Genomic DNA, 16,557 nt, shown 5'->3' with positions numbered 1-16,557 from the left:
GACGTATCGGTTTGGGTGATGCCTCGCATTGGCATTCAGGCGTTCGTCCGCCGGGGGATCACGGCTTCAATGGTGTCGTCCTGAGACCGATGAACCATCACTCAAGTTTGCGCGGGCTGTGTGCCGCTGACTGCAAACACGAAGGAAGTGAGCAGCGTGCACGCGAGGGTGCGGTGGGGCATCGTCGGGACCGGCGGAATAGCTCGGCGAACGGTCGGCGATCTTCAGCTGTGCGACAACGTCGAGCTGGTCGGCATCTGCTCGCGTGACAAGGACCGGGCCGACAAGTTCGCCTCAGAGCACGCGATCCCGTTCGCGTCCGCAGACTTCGACGAGTTCTGTGCCTCAGGGCAGGTCGACGCGGTCTACATCGGCATTCCGCACGGGCTGCACTTCGACTATGCCGCACGCGCCTTGAGGGCCGGCACGCACGTGGTGTGTGAGAAGCCCCTGACCATGACATCCGCAGAGGCCGAGGAGCTGCAACGTCTCTCGCGCGAGAATGGCGCATTCCTCATGGAGGCCATGTGGATGAAATTCACTCCGGCGTTTGGAGCCATGACCGAACTCTTGCGGTCGGGCACCATCGGCGAGCCGCGGCTGATCCAGGCCGGTGCCGGATTTCCAGTGCCCCCGGACGGTCCGGCCAGGTACTGGGTCGCCGAGCTGGGCGGGGGCGCTCTGTATGACCTGGGCGTGTACACGATCGCGCTCGCGCATACCGTCCTCGGTACTCCCGACCAGGTGCTCGCCGTGGGCGAGGTCCGTGACGACGGGGTCGACGAGCAGGAGGCGTACACGCTGAGGTACGACTCCGGTGCTCTTGCACAGTTGATGAACTCGCTCACCACCTTCATTCCCCCCGCCGGTTGGATCGGCGGAACGCGAGGGAGCATCACCCTCGGCGAGCCGCTCTTCGCCCCACGCTCCCTTCGCGTGGTGACGGGACAGCCTCCCGAGCCACCGACGGTTGAGGAGCTCGACTTCGAACAGGAGGGCGCCGGCTACGTCCCCATGTTCCGTGCGGCATCCGAGGCCATTCTCCGCAGCGACCTCGAGCATCCCCTCCATCCGGTGTCCGACACGGTGGCAGTCCTGCGAATCCTGGAACAGGTTCGAGCGGAACTCTCGGAAGCGCGAGACAGCGCCGACTACGGTGGCCAACTCGGCACGTCGAGCCGACACGGACCATGACGCCGGCGGCATTTGCAGAGTTCTCGCTCTCGGGCAGAACCGTGGTCGTCACCGGAGCAGCCTCGGGGATCGGCTTGGCCGTGGCGGCAAGGGCAGCAGCCGCCGGCGCGACCGTCATTGCGGTCGACCAGCATTCCACGGAGGGCGTGCGTGCCCTCGACGTTCGCAGCGAGTCACAGTGGGAAGCCCTGGCCGCAGAGCTCTCGAACGCCGGTCAGACGATCCACGGCCTGGTGAACTGCGCGGGCACGACCTGGCGCGCGCGGCTCAGTGACGCGACGCGCGATGACTTCGCCGTGGTCCAGGACGTCAACGTCGTGGGTCCGCTGCTCGGGATCAAGACTCTGGTTCCCCTCATGCGCCCCGGCGCGTCGATCGTCAACATCGGTTCGCTCGCCGCACTCCAGGGTCACTACGCGGTCGCCTACACCTCCAGCAAGTGGGCGCTCCGCGGCCTGACCCATGCGGCGTGCCTGGAACTGGGGCCGCGGGGAATCCGAGTCAACATCGTCCACCCCGGATTCATCGACACCCCGATGACGGCGTCGGCCCCTGCGGAGTTCCGAGCTGCCTCCATCGATGCTGCACCACTGGGCCGAGCAGGGACCAGCAGCGAGGTCGCGAGCGTCGTGACGTTCCTGCTCAGCGACGCCGCCTCCTACGTGAGCGGTGCTGAGATCCCTGTGGACGGCGGCACCAGCTCCCACGGTGGGGCCAAGGCAGTCTCCGACATCCTCCGGCCGCAGTACCTCCCGCCGATGCGCGACGGAACCTAGTGCCGCGCAACCACCCTCGACGAATGGACATCACCATGACGCCTGATGAGCTCGACGCCTCCGACCCTGCCGGCGCGATCGCGGCGGCAGCAAAGCGGGTCTCGAACTGGGGGCGTTGGGGGCCCGACGACGTTCGCGGCACCATGAACTTCCTGAGCCAGGAGAAGCGACTGTCGGCCGCCGCCCTGGTCGTCACCGGTCGAAGCTTTTCGCTGTCGCAGTCGTTCGACATGGAAGGGCCACAGAAGGGGTGGCGGCGGAGGACCAACCCGATCCACGTCATGCTCGACACCGGAACCGACGCCGTGGCAGGTGTACAGGGTTTCCCCCACGGTCTCGGCGGCGCGGACGATGTGGTGACGATGCCGCTCCAGTGCTCGACCCAATGGGATGGGTTGGGTCACATCTTCGACCACGGCAAGGCCTGGAACGGGCGCCCCGCCGACCAGGTGGTGACAAGCCTCGGCGACAGCTTCACGGGCATCGAGACGGTGGCGGACGTCGTCGCCGGGCGCGGGGTGCTGCTCGACGTCGCTCGCCAGTTCGGCACGGACGGCGAGCTGCCCGACGGATTTGCCATCACTGAGCAGCACCTCGAGGCCACCATCGCCGCGCAGGGGCCCAGCTCCACGGTCGGTCGCGGCGACATCGTCGTGGTCCGCACGGGGAGACTCACGCGCGCGCGACGCGAAGGGTGGAAGGACTACGCCGGCGGAGACTCGCCGGGTCTGTCGTTCACCACGGTCGACTGGCTGCACCGCTCAGAGATCTCGGCCATTGCCACCGACACCTGGGGCTTGGAAGTGCGACCCAACGAGTTCGACGTCGCGTTCCAGCCGCTGCACCAGGTGGCGATCCCGCACATCGGGCTCTTCCTCGGGGAGATGTGGGATCTCGAGGCGCTCAGCGCTGACTGCGCCGCCGATGGTGTCTACGAGTTCTGGCTCACCGCTGCGCCCATCCCGTTCACGGGTGCCGTTGGTGCGCCGGTGAACCCAGTCGCGGTCAAGTGACGCGACGACTCGAGGGCAAGGTCGCCCTGATCACGGGCACGGCCGGCGGTCAGGGCCGCGAAGCAGCCCTGCTCTTCGCGGCGGAGGGTGCCATCGTCGTGGGTTGCGACATCCAGGCCGACGGCGCGGCCGAGACGGTCGAGCTCGTGCGCGCAGCCGGGGGAGTCATGACCAGCACGCAGCCGGTGGACCTCACGGACGACGCAGCTGTTCGCGCCTGGGTGGACGATGCTGCGGAGCGTCATGGCGGTGTCGACATCGTGTATGCCAACGCCGGCGCCACGCGTTTCAACCCCGTCGAGCAGGTCTCTGTCGAGGAGTGGCACTTCGTCCTGGCTCACGAGCTGGACGTGACGTTCCTGCCCATCCGACACGCTTGGAAGCACCTCAAGGCCCCGCGCTCGGGCGCGGTCGTGCTCGTCGGATCGACTGCAGGCATCAGTGGGTCCATGACGAACACCCGAGTCGCCCACACGGTCACCAAAGGTGGCATCGTCGCGTTGACCAAGCAGCTCGCCGCCGAAGGTGCGCCGCACGGCATTCGGGTGAACTGCGTGAGCCCCGGCATGGTTGCCACTCCAGCCACGCAGGGGGACCTGCTCGCGCCCGACCATCCGATGCGAGACATAGCCCGACACATCCCGCTCGGCCGAGTCGGAAGCCCTCGCGAGGTGGTCCGCTGTGCCTTGTTCCTCGCGTCCGATGACGCGTCGTACGTCACGGGCGCGAACCTGGTGGTTGATGGCGGTTGGTCAGCAGTACTTCCCGGCCAGTGGGTTTCTGAGGTGCGCGACACGGGACTGTGAGCAACCCCGGGCGAACCCCAAATCCTGTGGTCAGCGCTGATGCATCTGCCGCTGGGGACTACTGCAGGCAGCGGTCAAGGAAGGCATTGCCGAACTTTCGGTCGGGGTCCACTCGATCGCGAAGCCCCCTGAAGTCAGTCAACCTCGGAAAGACGGCTGACACGGCGGCCTGGTCGAAGCCGAAGAGCTTCCCCCAGTGAGGTCGCGCCCCCCACGACGCCAGGGCACCCTCGATCTCACGCAGCGCAACCCTGACCGCGGCCTCGTCCTGCACCCACGTGAAGTGCACGGCAACTGTCTCGCGGTCATATGCGCCGCTGAGCCAGAGCGAGTCTGCGGCGATGGTGCGAATCTCAGCAACCTGCAACACGTGCCGGAACTGCGGACTCAGCCGGCGAAGGGCGTCCACGCCTCGCAAGGCGTGCTCGCGCGGGAGGAAGTACTCACTCTGCAGCTCCTCGCCCCGGCTGGGGGTGAAGTCGATGCGAAAGTGGGGGAGTCGGTGCATCCACCGCCCCGGCACTCCGCCCTGTTCGGTGAGGGCTTCGACGGCACCACCCGTGAGCATGTGCGTGGGCGTGAGTGCAGGTGTCGTGCCGAATGTGTTCGGCGTCGCCGGCCGATCGGCCAGGGCTTTGACCCACAGCTGGTTCTCCGACTCGTCGCCGAAGCGCGTGAAGATGCTGACGCTGTATCCCGCCGCGGTGAGGTCGTCGAATCGACTTTCGATGGTTGACCAGGTCAGGCCCGTGCTCACGTATTGCCGTAGCCCGTAGCTGGGCCCGATGTCCAGCACCACTCGCGTGACGATGCCCAGCGCACCCAGCGCCACCACGGAGCCGTCGAAGTCGGAGTCTGCCCTGTCGAGGCGTCGGAGGTAGCCGTCGGGCCCCACGATCTCGAGGGCACGAACGGCACTGGAGAGGGACTGGTTCGTATCTCCGGAGCCGTGCGTGCCGGTGGCCACGGCCCCACAGACGGAGATGTGTGGCAGTGATGCCATGTTGGCCAGCGCCTGACCTCGTTGGTCGAGGGCCGCGGCGAGGTCGCCGTAGCGCGTCCCCGCTGACACGGAGACCGACGACGACTCCTCGTCGATCCGGATATCGGCGGGCAGCCCTGCCAGGTCCACGAGGATCCCGCGCGTGTCCGTGAGGTCGGAGAAGGAGTGACGCGAGCCAAGAGCGCGGATCTGTGGGGAGCGCGCGACGAGTCCTTGGAGTTCGGCGACACTCGATGGCTCCGCCAGCGCGGAGGCGACGTATGCGTGGTTGCCTGCCCAGTTCGTGCCAATGGCGGATGCCACAGCTGACCTCATCCCTCCGGCCGGCGACGGCCTGCTGGTAGACGTTTCGTCCGTGCCTGTGTGCGCCTACGGTGACCGGTCGGACCCGGCTGAGGGGTATGCCGCGTCGTCGGCGGCCCGGCGGACGCGAACCGCCGCCCTGTCGTAGCCGGTCTGAACCTGCGGTGTAGGCGGCGGGGTGTATTCGGTTGCCTCCCTGAAATGCCAGACCGGTGGTTCGGACGAGTCCATGAGGACCCAGGCCGCCTGTCGGGCGGCTCCGTCGGCCACGTCCTCTCCGGAATCGGGCACGGTCACCGGCAGGCCCCAGGTCCGCGCACTGACGACGCGGAAGGCCTCCGACCGTGACCCGCCACCGGCCAGGGTCACGGACTTGATCGCCACACGTTGGTCCCGCATGCCAGACATCGCGGCGCCCAGGAGTCCCGCGAGTCCCTCGAAGGCGGCCAGGGCGAGGTTCGAAGCGGTGAGGCTCTCCAGCGTGACCCCATGGAGCTCACCGGTCGCCGCGGGCAGGTTGGGTGTCCTTTCTCCCTCGAAGTACGGCACGAGCACCAGTCCGCCCGACCCCGGATTCGCGCTGAGGGCGAGCTGTGAGAGCTCGGCATGATCGACGCCGAGCAGCTGCGCCGTTGCATCGATGACCCTGGCCCCGTTGAGGGTGCACGCGAGTGGCAGGAATCTTCCCGTGGCATCGGCGAACCCCGCAACGGTCCCACTGGCGTCGCTGGTGGGGGTGTCCGAGACCGAGGCGACCACACCGGACGTGCCGAGGGACACCAGGGTCGCCCCAGCCTCGAGGCCCAGTCCCAGAGCGGCCCCGGCGTTGTCGCCGCAGCCCGGCCCAACCACGAGGTGCGCCAGATTCAGCGCCGCGGAGCCGCGACCGGCTGCTTCGTGTGGTCCCAGGACGCGTGGCAGGACGATGTGGGAAACGTCGCTCTCCTCGCGTCTGAGCGCCAGGGCGAGCAGGTCCCGACGGTACCTCCCCGAGACAGCGTCGAAGTAGCCGGTCCCAGAAGCGTCGGATCGGTCGGTCACCAAGGTGCCGAGCGACTCGGCTCCCGTCAGCCGCCACGTCAGCCAGTCATGGGGCAGGGCGACCGCCGCAACCCTGGCGGCATTGTCGGGCTCCGCGTCGGCGAGCCATCGCAACTTCGTCACGGTCAGAGCGGCGACAGGGACACTGCCCACGGCCTCCGCCCATCTCGCGGCACCGAGGGCCTCATCGCCTTCGCCGAGCTCGCGAACCAGGGCAGAGGCGGCCGAAGCGGAGCGCGTGTCGTTCCACAACAGAGCGGGGCGGATCACCTGGCCGTCTGCGTCGAGGCACACCATGCCGTGCTGCTGTCCTGCGACCGAGATCGCAGAGACGTCGGACAGCCCGCCGGCAGTGTCGACTGCTTCGACGAACCCGTCCCACCACGCATCTGGGTGGACCTCGGTCCCCGTCGGGTGCCTTGCGCTGCCCTGTCGGACAAGGGCACCGGTCGCCGCATCCCGGATGACGACCTTGCACGACTGCGTCGACGAGTCGACGCCGGCGACCAGCGTCATCCGTCAGCCGATGAGGTGCTCGAGGGCGAGCTGGTTGAGCCGGACGAAGCCGTAGTCGCGCTCGGCTGCCTTCTCGACGTCGAACTTGTCGTCCTTGGACAGGAAGTCGGCAAGTGACTCTCCAGCATCGAGGGTCGGCGTCGCGAGGGAGGTCACCCCGGAGTACTCCAGTGCCTCCGTGACCCGCTGGTCCGCGCGGAACTCCTTCGCCTTCTCCGCAAGGAGCAGGTATGTCGACATGCAGGCCTTCGCGGACTCCCACACGCCGGCGAGGTGCTCGGTGCGAGAGGGCTTGTAGTCGAAGTGCCTGGGGCCATCGAACCGCGGGGCGTCGGGTCGGCCGACGAAGCCGTTCTCCAGCAGGTCCACGGTGAAGAAGGCGGACAGGAGGTCGCCGTGCCCGAAGACCAGGTCCTGGTCGTACTTCAGGCCGCGCTGTCCGTTCAGGTCGATGTGGAACAGTTTGCCGCTCCAGAGCGCCTGGGCGAGCTGGTGCGTGTAGTTGAGGTTGGCCATCTGCTCGTGACCCGTCTCCGGGTTCACGCCCACGATGTCACCGTGCTCCAGTTCTGCGATCAGCGCGAGAGCATGCCCGACGGTCGGAAGGAAGATGTCTCCGCGCGGCTCGTTCGGCTTTGGTTCCAGCGCAATCCGCAGGTCGTAGTCCTTCTCCTTGATGTAGGACGCAACCGTGTCCAGGCCCTCCTTGTAGCGGTCCAACGCGGAGTACAGGTCCTTGGACCCGTCGTACTCTGCGCCCTCGCGGCCGCCCCACATGACGAAGGTCGTCGCCCCCATCTGCGCGGCGATGTCGACAGCGCCGAGGACCTTGCGCAGCCCGAACCGCCGGACCGACCGGTCGTTCGAAGTGAGCCCACCGTCCTTGAAGACGGGGTGCGAGAAGGTGTTGGTGGTCACCATCTCGATGACCAACCCTGAGGCATCCGTGGCGGACTTCAGTCGGCCAAGACGGTCCTGCTTCGTCGTCTCATCGGCGTCGAACGCAAAGACGTCGTTGTCATGGAAGGTGATCCCCCAGGCGCCGATCTCGGCCAGCTTCTCGGCATACTCCCACGGGTCCAGCGCGGGGCGGCTCGCGGTTCCGAAGGGGTCGGCGCCGGTCCAGCCGACGGTCCAGAGACCGAACGAGAACTTGTCTTCAGGCTGGGGCTGACGAGCCACGGTGAACTCACTTCCGCATAGAGACTGGCGTGGCGCGAGCGGGTCGGTGCGCCGCTGAGAGTCTGTCCCTTCCCAAATCAGAATGACAGTTCCAGTTCGTGATGGACTCCATCGGCCAGAGCAATGCCGAGGTCAGCGTGAGGGCTCTTGGGCAAACTCTTGGTTCGGGACAAGGAGTGACACCAGGGCGCCGACCACGAGGACCCCCCCGAGAGCCAGGAACAGGGTCCCTGCGTCGAACCGCGTCGCCAGCAGGCTGCCGATCGAGGCCGCTCCGATGGTGACTCCGAGCTCCCGTCCGAGCGACACGGTTGCCGTCGCCGAACCCACCAGCTCCGGCGGTGCCGAATCCTGCGCCATGGTGGTCACCAGTTGCATGTAGCACCCTGTTCCGACGCCGAGGAGGCCGATCCAGATCGCGGTGTGCGGCAGGCTCCAGGAGGCGTCCAGGCCGGAGAGGGCCAGCATCGCGCCGGCGCCGACCAGACATCCCACCAGGGGGAGCCGGCGATACCTCCCCGTCCGGGAGATCAGGGCAGACGTGGCGGTGACCGAGGCCATCATCCCGAGGATCAGGGCCAGCAGTAGCGCGCCCGATGCGGTGGCGGGGACGTCGAGGACGGTCTGCACGATGGTGGGGAGAAAACCGACAAGCGCGAACACGGCTGCGCCGACGGTGAAACCCAACCAGGCGCTGACCCTGATGGTGCGGTCGCGCAACACCGTGATGGGGATGAGCGGGTCTTCGTGACGCAACATGCGCCTGATGAACACGGCGGAAGCGAGCACCGCCACTGTCGTGAGGGCCCCACCTGCCGGCGTCAACCAGTTGGTCTGACCGACGGTGCCGACCACTGACACCAGAGCGGTCACGGCGATGGCGTAGACGACGGCTCCGGGAACATCCAACCTTCCGCTCGGGGTCTCTGACTGGGTGCGGGGAACGGACTTGGTGGCCAGAAGGATGGTCACCAGGCCCAGTGGCAGATTCACCCAGAAAACCCACCGCCACCCCAGGGAGTCAGTGAGGGCTCCCCCGATGAGCGGGGCCACCACGCTCGCGGCCGCGAAGACCAGACCAACAGGCGCCATGAACTGTCCACGCTGACGAGCCGGGACGGCGTCGGCGACGACTGCCTGGGACAGAACGAGGACCCCGCCGCCGGCCAGACCCTGAAGGGCACGAAGCCCGACGAGCTGGGGCATCGTGGTCGCGAGCCCGCACGCGACCGACGAGGTCACGAAACCCCCGAGGCACAGGAGGAACATCGACCGGCGTCCGCGAAGGTCGCCGAGTCGTCCGTACACGGGCATCGAGATCGTCATCGCCAGGGTGTAGCTGGCGAAGACCCACCCCATCGCTGATCGGCCCCCCACCTCGTGGACGACGGCTGGCAGGGCGGTCGCGACGATCGTCTGGTCCATGGCTGTCAGGAACGTGACGACGAGGAGCGCGATCTGGAGTCGCCGGTGGCGCGTGGATGGGTTCACTGGGGAGAGCACAGTGGCATGGGGCACGGAGCAGGCCTGCCTGACTGACGAGGACGCGGCAGTGTGCGCGTAGCCCGTCCACGACGAGCCCGACGGGCGGTCGCTGCACTGCGAAACTCACCCCGGCATCCGCACGAACCATATCCGACCCTCCGAGGCTCCGGCAGGCGTCCGCTCTGTCGAATTGTTGAAGGCGGGCATCGGTTCTGGTGATGCCTCGTATCGGCATTCACGCCTTCGTCGCTCGCTGGATCCCGGCTTCAATGACGCTGTCCTGGAATGCGCGGCCTAGCGAGGAGAGTCGATGATCCCCGATCGAATTGTGGAGGACGGGACCCTCAGGTCCACCGGGCGACGCGCCTCCGTGGAGGTCCGAATCCCTTGGTATCGGGCGTTGCCCGCGTCATGCATCGCCGACGTCGAGCTCCGCATCGACGGCGTCGCCGCACCCAAGGACAGCCTCGTCTGGAACCTGAACGGCCGCGACTTCCGCTTGGGGGAGCTGGCCGAGACGGTCGATGAGTGGTGGTTCACCACCGACTCCGCCGTCCTGTCCGGGGACCTCGCAGTCGCAGACGGCCAGTCGCACGATGTCGAGGTCGACCTCCACCTGTACATCCCCTACATCGTGACCGCGCACGGCGTCCTGCTCATCGAAGAGCACGGCCGGAAGACCATGGAGGTTGCTGCAGATGTCTGACTCCCTCGGTACCCCGATCCAAGGCGTGACCCTCTACAGCTTCACGCGCGCGTTCCACGCGCGCCAGGACGATCTCGAGGGGCTGATCCGTCGGGTGTCCGCTGATGGGTACGGGCCCGGTTTGGAGATCATCGGCTTCTCCGCCTTCCGCGGTTTCCCCGAGGTCACCGACGAGTATGCCGAGTGGTTCCGCGGCCTGGTCGATGATGCCGGTCTGGTGCAGACTTCGCTGGCCATCAACACAGACGTCGGCATCCGCCGGGACGGCCTGATGACGGACACCGAGCTGGTGGAGTACATGCGACGCCAGATCGAGTCGGCGGCGAAGCTCGGCTTCCCCCTGGCCCGTGTCCAGATCTCGCTGACGCCAGATTCGATGGAGGCGTTGCTCCCCATCGCCGAGCGTTACGGGGTAACCCTCGCCATCGAGGTCCACGCCCACCACCACGCGAAGGCTGACCTGGTCCTGGCGCTCCGCGACCGTTACGAGAAGCTCGGATCCCCACTGCTGGGGTTCGTGGCCGACTGGGGCGCCACGGTCATCGACTTCGCTCCGTCCGCGGTCGAGGCGTACCGTCGGCGCGGCGCCAGCGAGGACCTCATCTCCGCGGCGGTCGAGCTCTGGCGCGACTACTACCGACAGGGGCCGCCGAACACCGACTCCGAGCACGGCCAGCGGTTCGGTGCCTTCATCGGACTTGCCGCGCGCCACGGGCGTCCGGATCTCGGCGTCGACCTGGCCATCAACGGCACGGGTCTGTTCGGACCAGCCGAGGTCAGCTCCTGGCTCGAGATCATGCCGTGGATCCGGCACGTCCACGGCAAGTTCTTCGGCATCGACGAGAGCGGCGAAGAGCCCTCGGTGCCTGTCCGCGGCCTCGTCACCCAGCTCGTCAATGCCGGGTACAAGGGCGCCATCTCCACCGAGTACGAAGGCTGGCACTGGAACCACTGGGACGACGCGTTCCCGATCGTCGCCGGGGAACAGGCCGTTCAGCGGTCGGCGGCCGAGTTCGCTGGATCGCGCATGGTCACGTCCGCAGCCGAGGCCCGTGAGCAGCTGAACGCCCATCACGGATCGGTGCGGGGCGCGGTTCAGTAGGCTCGGCGCATGACGCCCCCTGGTGGCGAACTCGTCAAGAAACCCAAGCAGGAGCGCAGCCGTCAGTCCTTCGACCGGGCGGTCGAGGGTGCCATGTCGCTGATGGTGGAGCGGCGCTCTGGCGCGATCACGGTTGCCGAGGTCGCCGCGCGCTCGGGGGTCTCCACCGGCTCCATCTACGCTCGCGTCGCCAGCAAGGACGACCTCATTCGGGTTGCCCATGCACGGCTGATGGAACGCCTCGCGATCGAGACCCATCGCGCCCTGAGCTTGGATGCCTCGTCCCAGGAGACGTTGCATGCCTTGGTGGGGCGCGCGGTTCGCGCGCTCGCGGAGCTGTTGCGCAGGCACGCCGATGAGCTGGCACCCTTCATGCGGCTCGCCCACAACGACCCGGTGATCGCCGCGGGAGGCAAGATCGCGCACGAGGACATGGTGTCGGCCTTCTCCAAGGCGCTGCTGTCCGCCGGCGATGCCATCACCCGCCCGGATCCGGAGGCGGCCGTCACGTGGTCCTGCACGGTGGTCTACAGCGTCCTCGCCAGGCAGTTGGGCCTGGGCAGTGACCCAGAAGCGGCCATGGATCAACCGTGGGAAGAACTGTTGGCCGTCCTCGTCGAGATGGTGGCTGCATATCTGAGCCCGGGTTGATGCGGGGCATCGTTCCCAGCGATGCCCCGCATCACGAACTAGAACTGTTGTTTTAGTTCCGGAGGATGAAGACTCTCCACGAGTGCCCACCGCAGTGGTGGGACGTCGAGAGGAGACCCGGTGTCCGACACGACCACGAAGGTCCGCAGGAGGACTGCCGGGGATGGTGCCCCCAGCATCAGCCTCCCGGACTCCCAGGGACAGACCGTCAGCGCGGACTACTCCGCGAACTCGGCCACCGTCGTGGTCTTCACCTCGAACGGTTGCCCCTATGCCCTCGCGTGGCACGACCGCATCCAGAAGATCGCCGCCGACTACGCGGGGCGTGGCGTCCAGCTCGTCCAGATCGTGAGCAACGACGAGGAGCTCCAGCCGAAGGACTCTCTCGAAGGAATGCAGGCACGCGTCGCCGCGGGTGAGGTCGCCGGCGCCTACCTGAAGGATGTTCAGCAGTCGGTCACCGCGTCCTTCGGTGCCACGGCGACCCCCGAGGTCTTTGTGGTGGACGCCGATGGAGTGATTCGCTACCACGGCGCACCTGACGGGGACCACGACGACCCCACCCAGAACGCCCGGTTCGTCCGCGACGCCCTCGAAAGCGTGCTGGCGGGCGAGCCGGTGCAGCGACCCACCACCTCGCCGGCGGGTTGCTCGGTCAAGTGGCGGGTCGAGCTGCTCTGGTACGACGGCTGCCCCAGCCACGGAGCCGCCGAGATCCTGTTGACCAATTGCCTCGCCGAGATCGGCCGCACAGACGTCCGTGTGGAGCGGGTCCAGGTCAGCAGCCCTGAGCAGGCAGCCAGTCGGTCCTTCCCTGGCTCCCCCACCTTCCAGGTTGGCGGCAGCGACCTCTTCACCGTCGAAGCTCCCTCCGCGCTCGCCTGTCGGACCTACCGCCACCCGGACGGACGAATCTCTCCCCTCCCGGCCAAGGACGAACTCGTCGCCCACCTTCGGGACTCGCTCGCCCGACCGTGGGATCTGCCCGGCTGGCGCGACTTCCGCGCCGCCTCCAGCTCCACCGCGGGCGCCTGAGCCCACCATCGAGGAATCCCCAATGTCGCGGAAGTTCCCCTCACGCGTGGATGTCGCCATCGTCGGAAGTGGTCCCACCGGTGCTGCCTACGCGCGCGTCCTCAGCGAGCTGCGCCCAGACCTTGACCTCGTCACCTTCGAGGTGGGACCGCTGTTGGCAGACCCGCCCGGGATCCATGTCAAGAACATCATCGATGCGGAGGAGAGGACGTCCGCGCAGCGCCGCTCAGAAGGCCTCGTCGGCGCGGACTCTGAGGACCGGCGGCTCCGGCGACCTGGCACCCACCTGCTTCCCGACGGCTTCCAACAGCCGGGCGAGGACGGCATACCGTCGCTCGCGATGTCGAGCAATGTCGGCGGCATGGGCGCGCACTGGACCGCGGCGTGTCCGCGGCCAGGCGACAGCGAGGTCATCGGGTTCGTCGACAACCTCGACGAGCTCCTCGATGAAGCAGAGCGCCTCCTCGGTGTGTCAACCCACGCCTTCGATGGGGCTCCTTTCACGGACGAAGTGCGAGCCCGGCTTGGCACTGTCTTCAACGACTCACGCCCTGGGGGTCGCAAGGTCCAGCCGATGCCCCTGGCGGTACAGACGCACGGTGACGGCCGGGTGACCTGGTCGGGATCCGACGTGGTCTACGGCGAGGCCACGCGGTCCAACCCGCGACACATCCTCTTCCCCGAAGCGCAGGTTCGTGTGCTCCGGCTGGAGGACGGTGGCGTGTCAAGCGTCGTGGTCCGCGACCTCCAGGACGGGACCGAGCACCAGGTGGCGGTCGGCCAGGTCGTCGTGGCGGCTGATGCGGTCCGTACCCCGCAGCTGCTGTGGGCGTCGGGTATCCGTCCGCCGGCTCTGGGCCGCTACCTCAACGACCAGGCCCAGGTCATCTTCGCGGCACGGCTCCGCGATGTGGTCGCTGGGGACGCGTTGCAGGGCGGCGACTCGCAGAAGCCCAGAATCGCCCGTCAAAGCGGTGTCAGCTGGGTTCCCTTCACGGATGCGGAGCCGTTCCACGGCCAGGTCATGCAGCTGGACGCCTCACCCGTGCCGCTCGCGGCCGATGACGTGGTCGAGCCCGGCAGCATCGTCGGCCTGGGCTGGTTCTGTGCCAAGGACCTCCAGGAGACAGACCGACTCGAGTTCGACGATGACAGCACGGATGCATTCGGAATGCCGGCCATCCGTGTCCATTACACGCTCACGGACAAGGACCTGGCAGCGCTCGAACAGGCCCGCCAGCTCGTTCGAAAGGCGGCTGAGGCGCTCGGTGAACCTCTCGACGCAGACCCGATCACGCTGCCTTCCGGCGCGTCCTTGCACTACCAGGGCACCGTGCGCATGGGGACCACCGACGACGGCACCTCGGTGTGCGACCCGCTGTCCCGGGTCTGGGGTGTCGACGGCCTCAGGGTGGCCGGGAACGGGTTGATCCCCACGTCCACGGCATGCAATCCCACCCTGACCTCGGTCGCGCTGGCCGTGGCAGGTGCTCGCGACATCGCCAGCACCTATCCGAAGCAGGAAGGAACCGTCCCGTGACGGAGCACCCGACCCAGAGACCCCTCCGCGTGGCCATGGTGGGCTATGCCTTCATGGGTACCGCGCACTCGCAGGCCTGGCGGACCGCGCCCCGGATGTTCGACCTCCCACTCGCTCCCCAGATGTCCGTCCTCGTCGGCCGTGATGAGCACCGCGTCGCCGCCGCGGCCCGGAGGATGGGCTGGGCAACCACCGAGACCGACTGGCGCCGCGTGGTCGAACGGGACGACGTCGACCTCATCGACATCTGTACGCCCGGTGACACCCACGCCGAGATCGCCATCGCTGCGCTGCAGGCCGGCAAGCACGTCCTCTGCGAGAAGCCGTTGGCGAACTCCGTCGACGAGGCAGAACGGATGGCTGACGCAGCTCGAGTGGCGCGCGAACGTGGTGTGCGGTCGATGGTCGGCTTCACGTATCGCCGGGTGCCGGCGATCGCGCTCGCCAAGCGACTTGTCGATCAGGGGCGCATCGGCCAGGTGCGCCACGTTCGGGCTCAGTACCTCCAGGACTGGATCGCGGATCCCGAAGCACCCCTCTCCTGGCGGCTCGACAAGGAGAAGGCTGGTTCGGGGGCGCTGGGAGACATCGGAGCGCACGCGCTGGACCTCGCCCAGTTTCTGACGGGCGACACCGTCACGGACGTCTCGGGAAACCTGCGGACCTTCGTCACCGAACGCCCCATCGCGAGCGACCACGCGGGCCTGGCGGGCACAGCAGGGTCCGAGCGGGGACCGGTGACCGTCGACGATGCAGCGAGCTTCCTGGCCCAGTTCGCCGGCGGCGCCATGGGTGTGTTCGAAGCGACGCGCTTCGCCTACGGGCGCAAGAACGCACTACGCATCGAGGTCAACGGGTCCAAGGGAAGCCTCGCCTTCGACTTCGAGGACATGAATGTCCTCGAGTTCTACGACGCAGCCGAGTCCTCGGACACGGCGGGCTTTCGCCGCATCCTCGTCACCGAGCCGGAGCATCCGTACGTCGCCGCGTGGTGGCCGGCGGGGCACGGCCTGGGTTACGAGCACGGCTTCAGTCACCAGGTGGTCGACCTGGTGTCAGCCATCGCCGCCGGTGATGACCCCACGCCCTCGTTCGACGACGGCCTCCAAGTACAGCGTGTCCTCGATGCGGTCGAGACCAGCTCCGCTTCGCGGGCCTGGCAGACCGTCCCCGCCTGAAGACGTAAGGAACAACCATGACTCGCCCTGTCACCCTCTTTACCGGTCAATGGGCCGACCTGCCCTTCGAAGAGGTCGCCCGACTCGCCTCCGAATGGGGTTACGACGGACTGGAGATCGCCTGTTGGGGGGACCACCTCGACCCGTGGAAGGCCGCCGAGGACGACGAGTACGTCCAGGCCAAGCTGGACCTGTTGGCCCGGTACGACCTGAAGGTGTTTGCGATCTCCAACCACCTCACAGGGCAGGCCGTCTGCGACGACCCGATCGACGCCCGTCATCAGGGCATTCTCTCGTCCCGAATCTGGGGCGATGGTGACGCCGAGGGCGTCCGCCAACGCGCTGCCGAGGAGATGAAGATGACGGCCCGCGCGGCTCAGCGACTCGGGGTCTCCACCGTCATCGGATTCACCGGTTCGGCGATCTGGAAGTACGTCGCGATGTTCCCGCCCGCGTCCACCGAGATGGTGGACGCCGGCTACCAGGACTTCGCCGACCGGTGGAACCCGATCCTCGACGTCTTCGACGAGTGCGGCGTTCGGTTTGCCCACGAGGTGCACCCGTCGGAGATCGCCTACGACTACTGGACCACAGTCCGCACCCTCGAGGCCATCGGCCACCGTGAGGCGTTCGGACTCAACTGGGACCCCAGTCACTTCGTGTGGCAGGACCTCGACCCCGTGGGCTTCCTGTGGGACTTCAAGGACCGCATCTACCACGTCGACTGCAAGGACGCCAAGCGGCTGGTGGGCAACGGCCGCAACGGACGCCTCGGGTCCCACCTCCCCTGGGCAGACCCCCGCCGCGGCTGGGACTTCGTGTCCACCGGTCACGGTGACGTGCCGTGGGAGCAGTGCTTCCGCATGCTCAACACCATCGGCTACGACGGACCGATCTCCGTCGAGTGGGAGGACGCCGGTATGGACCGCCTCGTCGGTGCTCCCGAGGCACTGGACTTCGTGCGCCGGCTCGCCTTCGACGCGCCTTCAGCCTCGTTCGACGCAGCCTTCTCGTCGGGGGAGTGAC

General features: G+C 67.5%; 15 protein-coding genes. 11 read left to right on the top strand and 4 right to left on the bottom strand.

The features are described 5' to 3' along the window. The first annotated feature begins 147 nt into the window (after window positions 1-147). The 4 genes from AC1DS4_RS08225 to AC1DS4_RS08210 are packed head-to-tail and all read left to right on the top strand — an operon-like array spanning window position 148 to window position 3,789. Window positions 148-1,194, top strand: a complete 1,047-nt coding sequence (locus AC1DS4_RS08225) for a Gfo/Idh/MocA family protein (protein ID WP_477623974.1) — start codon at window positions 148-150, stop codon at window positions 1,192-1,194. Continuing rightward, window positions 1,191-1,970, top strand: a complete 780-nt coding sequence (locus AC1DS4_RS08220; protein ID WP_477623975.1) for an SDR family NAD(P)-dependent oxidoreductase — start codon at window positions 1,191-1,193, stop codon at window positions 1,968-1,970. The genes AC1DS4_RS08225 and AC1DS4_RS08220 overlap by 4 nt, the downstream gene beginning before the upstream one ends. 23 nt (window positions 1,971-1,993) lie before the next feature. Further along, a complete protein-coding gene (locus AC1DS4_RS08215; protein ID WP_477623976.1) occupies window positions 1,994-2,983 on the top strand; it encodes a cyclase family protein in 990 nt (329 codons plus the stop codon). Next, on the top strand, window positions 2,980-3,789 hold the full coding sequence (locus tag AC1DS4_RS08210; RefSeq protein WP_477623977.1) for an SDR family NAD(P)-dependent oxidoreductase: 810 nt from the start codon (window positions 2,980-2,982) through the stop codon (window positions 3,787-3,789). The genes AC1DS4_RS08215 and AC1DS4_RS08210 overlap by 4 nt, the downstream gene beginning before the upstream one ends. Before the next feature lie 58 nt (window positions 3,790-3,847). Here AC1DS4_RS08210 and AC1DS4_RS08205 read toward each other — a convergent pair whose 3' ends face one another. The 4 genes from AC1DS4_RS08205 to AC1DS4_RS08190 all read right to left on the bottom strand — a co-directional run bounded on the left by AC1DS4_RS08205 (window position 3,848) and on the right by AC1DS4_RS08190 (window position 9,325). Then, on the bottom strand, window positions 3,848-5,095 hold the full coding sequence (locus AC1DS4_RS08205) for an FAD-binding protein (protein WP_477623978.1): 1,248 nt from the start codon (window positions 5,093-5,095) through the stop codon (window positions 3,848-3,850). A gap of 66 nt (window positions 5,096-5,161) precedes the next feature. After that, window positions 5,162-6,652 (bottom strand): xylulokinase, encoded by a 1,491-nt coding sequence (locus AC1DS4_RS08200; RefSeq protein ID WP_477623979.1) that lies wholly within the window; start codon window positions 6,650-6,652, stop codon window positions 5,162-5,164. Window positions 6,653-6,655: 3 nt separating this feature from the next. Continuing rightward, complete coding sequence (gene xylA / locus AC1DS4_RS08195) at window positions 6,656-7,834, bottom strand: xylose isomerase (protein ID WP_477623980.1); 1,179 nt, start codon at window positions 7,832-7,834, stop codon at window positions 6,656-6,658. 132 nt (window positions 7,835-7,966) lie between these two features. Then, a complete protein-coding gene (locus tag AC1DS4_RS08190) occupies window positions 7,967-9,325 on the bottom strand; it encodes an MFS transporter (RefSeq protein ID WP_477623981.1) in 1,359 nt (452 codons plus the stop codon). Between the two features lie 364 nt (window positions 9,326-9,689). Here AC1DS4_RS08190 and AC1DS4_RS08185 point away from each other — a divergent pair, with 364 nt between their 5' ends. The 7 genes from AC1DS4_RS08185 (at window position 9,690) to AC1DS4_RS08155 (ending at window position 16,556) form a co-directional block, all read left to right on the top strand. Continuing rightward, entirely contained in the window at window positions 9,690-10,025 is a 336-nt protein-coding gene (locus AC1DS4_RS08185; RefSeq protein WP_477623982.1) for a C-glycoside deglycosidase beta subunit domain-containing protein, read from the top strand. After that, entirely contained in the window at window positions 10,018-11,127 is a 1,110-nt protein-coding gene (locus tag AC1DS4_RS08180) for a sugar phosphate isomerase/epimerase family protein (protein WP_477623983.1), read from the top strand. Before AC1DS4_RS08185 ends, AC1DS4_RS08180 begins: the two co-directional genes overlap by 8 nt. 9 nt (window positions 11,128-11,136) lie before the next feature. Continuing rightward, complete coding sequence (locus AC1DS4_RS08175; protein ID WP_477623984.1) at window positions 11,137-11,778, top strand: TetR/AcrR family transcriptional regulator; 642 nt, start codon at window positions 11,137-11,139, stop codon at window positions 11,776-11,778. Window positions 11,779-11,898: 120 nt separating this feature from the next. After that, a complete protein-coding gene (locus tag AC1DS4_RS08170) occupies window positions 11,899-12,813 on the top strand; it encodes a thioredoxin family protein (protein WP_477623985.1) in 915 nt (304 codons plus the stop codon). Between the two features lie 22 nt (window positions 12,814-12,835). Beyond that, window positions 12,836-14,353: a GMC oxidoreductase gene (locus AC1DS4_RS08165; RefSeq protein WP_477623986.1), complete on the top strand. Its 1,518-nt coding sequence runs from the start codon at window positions 12,836-12,838 to the stop codon at window positions 14,351-14,353. 35 nt (window positions 14,354-14,388) lie between these two features. Next, complete coding sequence (locus AC1DS4_RS08160) at window positions 14,389-15,531, top strand: Gfo/Idh/MocA family protein (protein WP_477624235.1); 1,143 nt, start codon at window positions 14,389-14,391, stop codon at window positions 15,529-15,531. 17 nt (window positions 15,532-15,548) lie between these two features. Further along, complete coding sequence (locus AC1DS4_RS08155; RefSeq protein ID WP_477623987.1) at window positions 15,549-16,556, top strand: sugar phosphate isomerase/epimerase family protein; 1,008 nt, start codon at window positions 15,549-15,551, stop codon at window positions 16,554-16,556. Window position 16,557 lies beyond the last annotated feature (1 nt).

The organism is Pedococcus sp. P3_C7 (assembly GCF_056402615.1).
The sequence above is the reverse complement of the archived record's forward strand: the minus strand, read 5'-3'. Positions and strand labels throughout refer to the sequence as shown.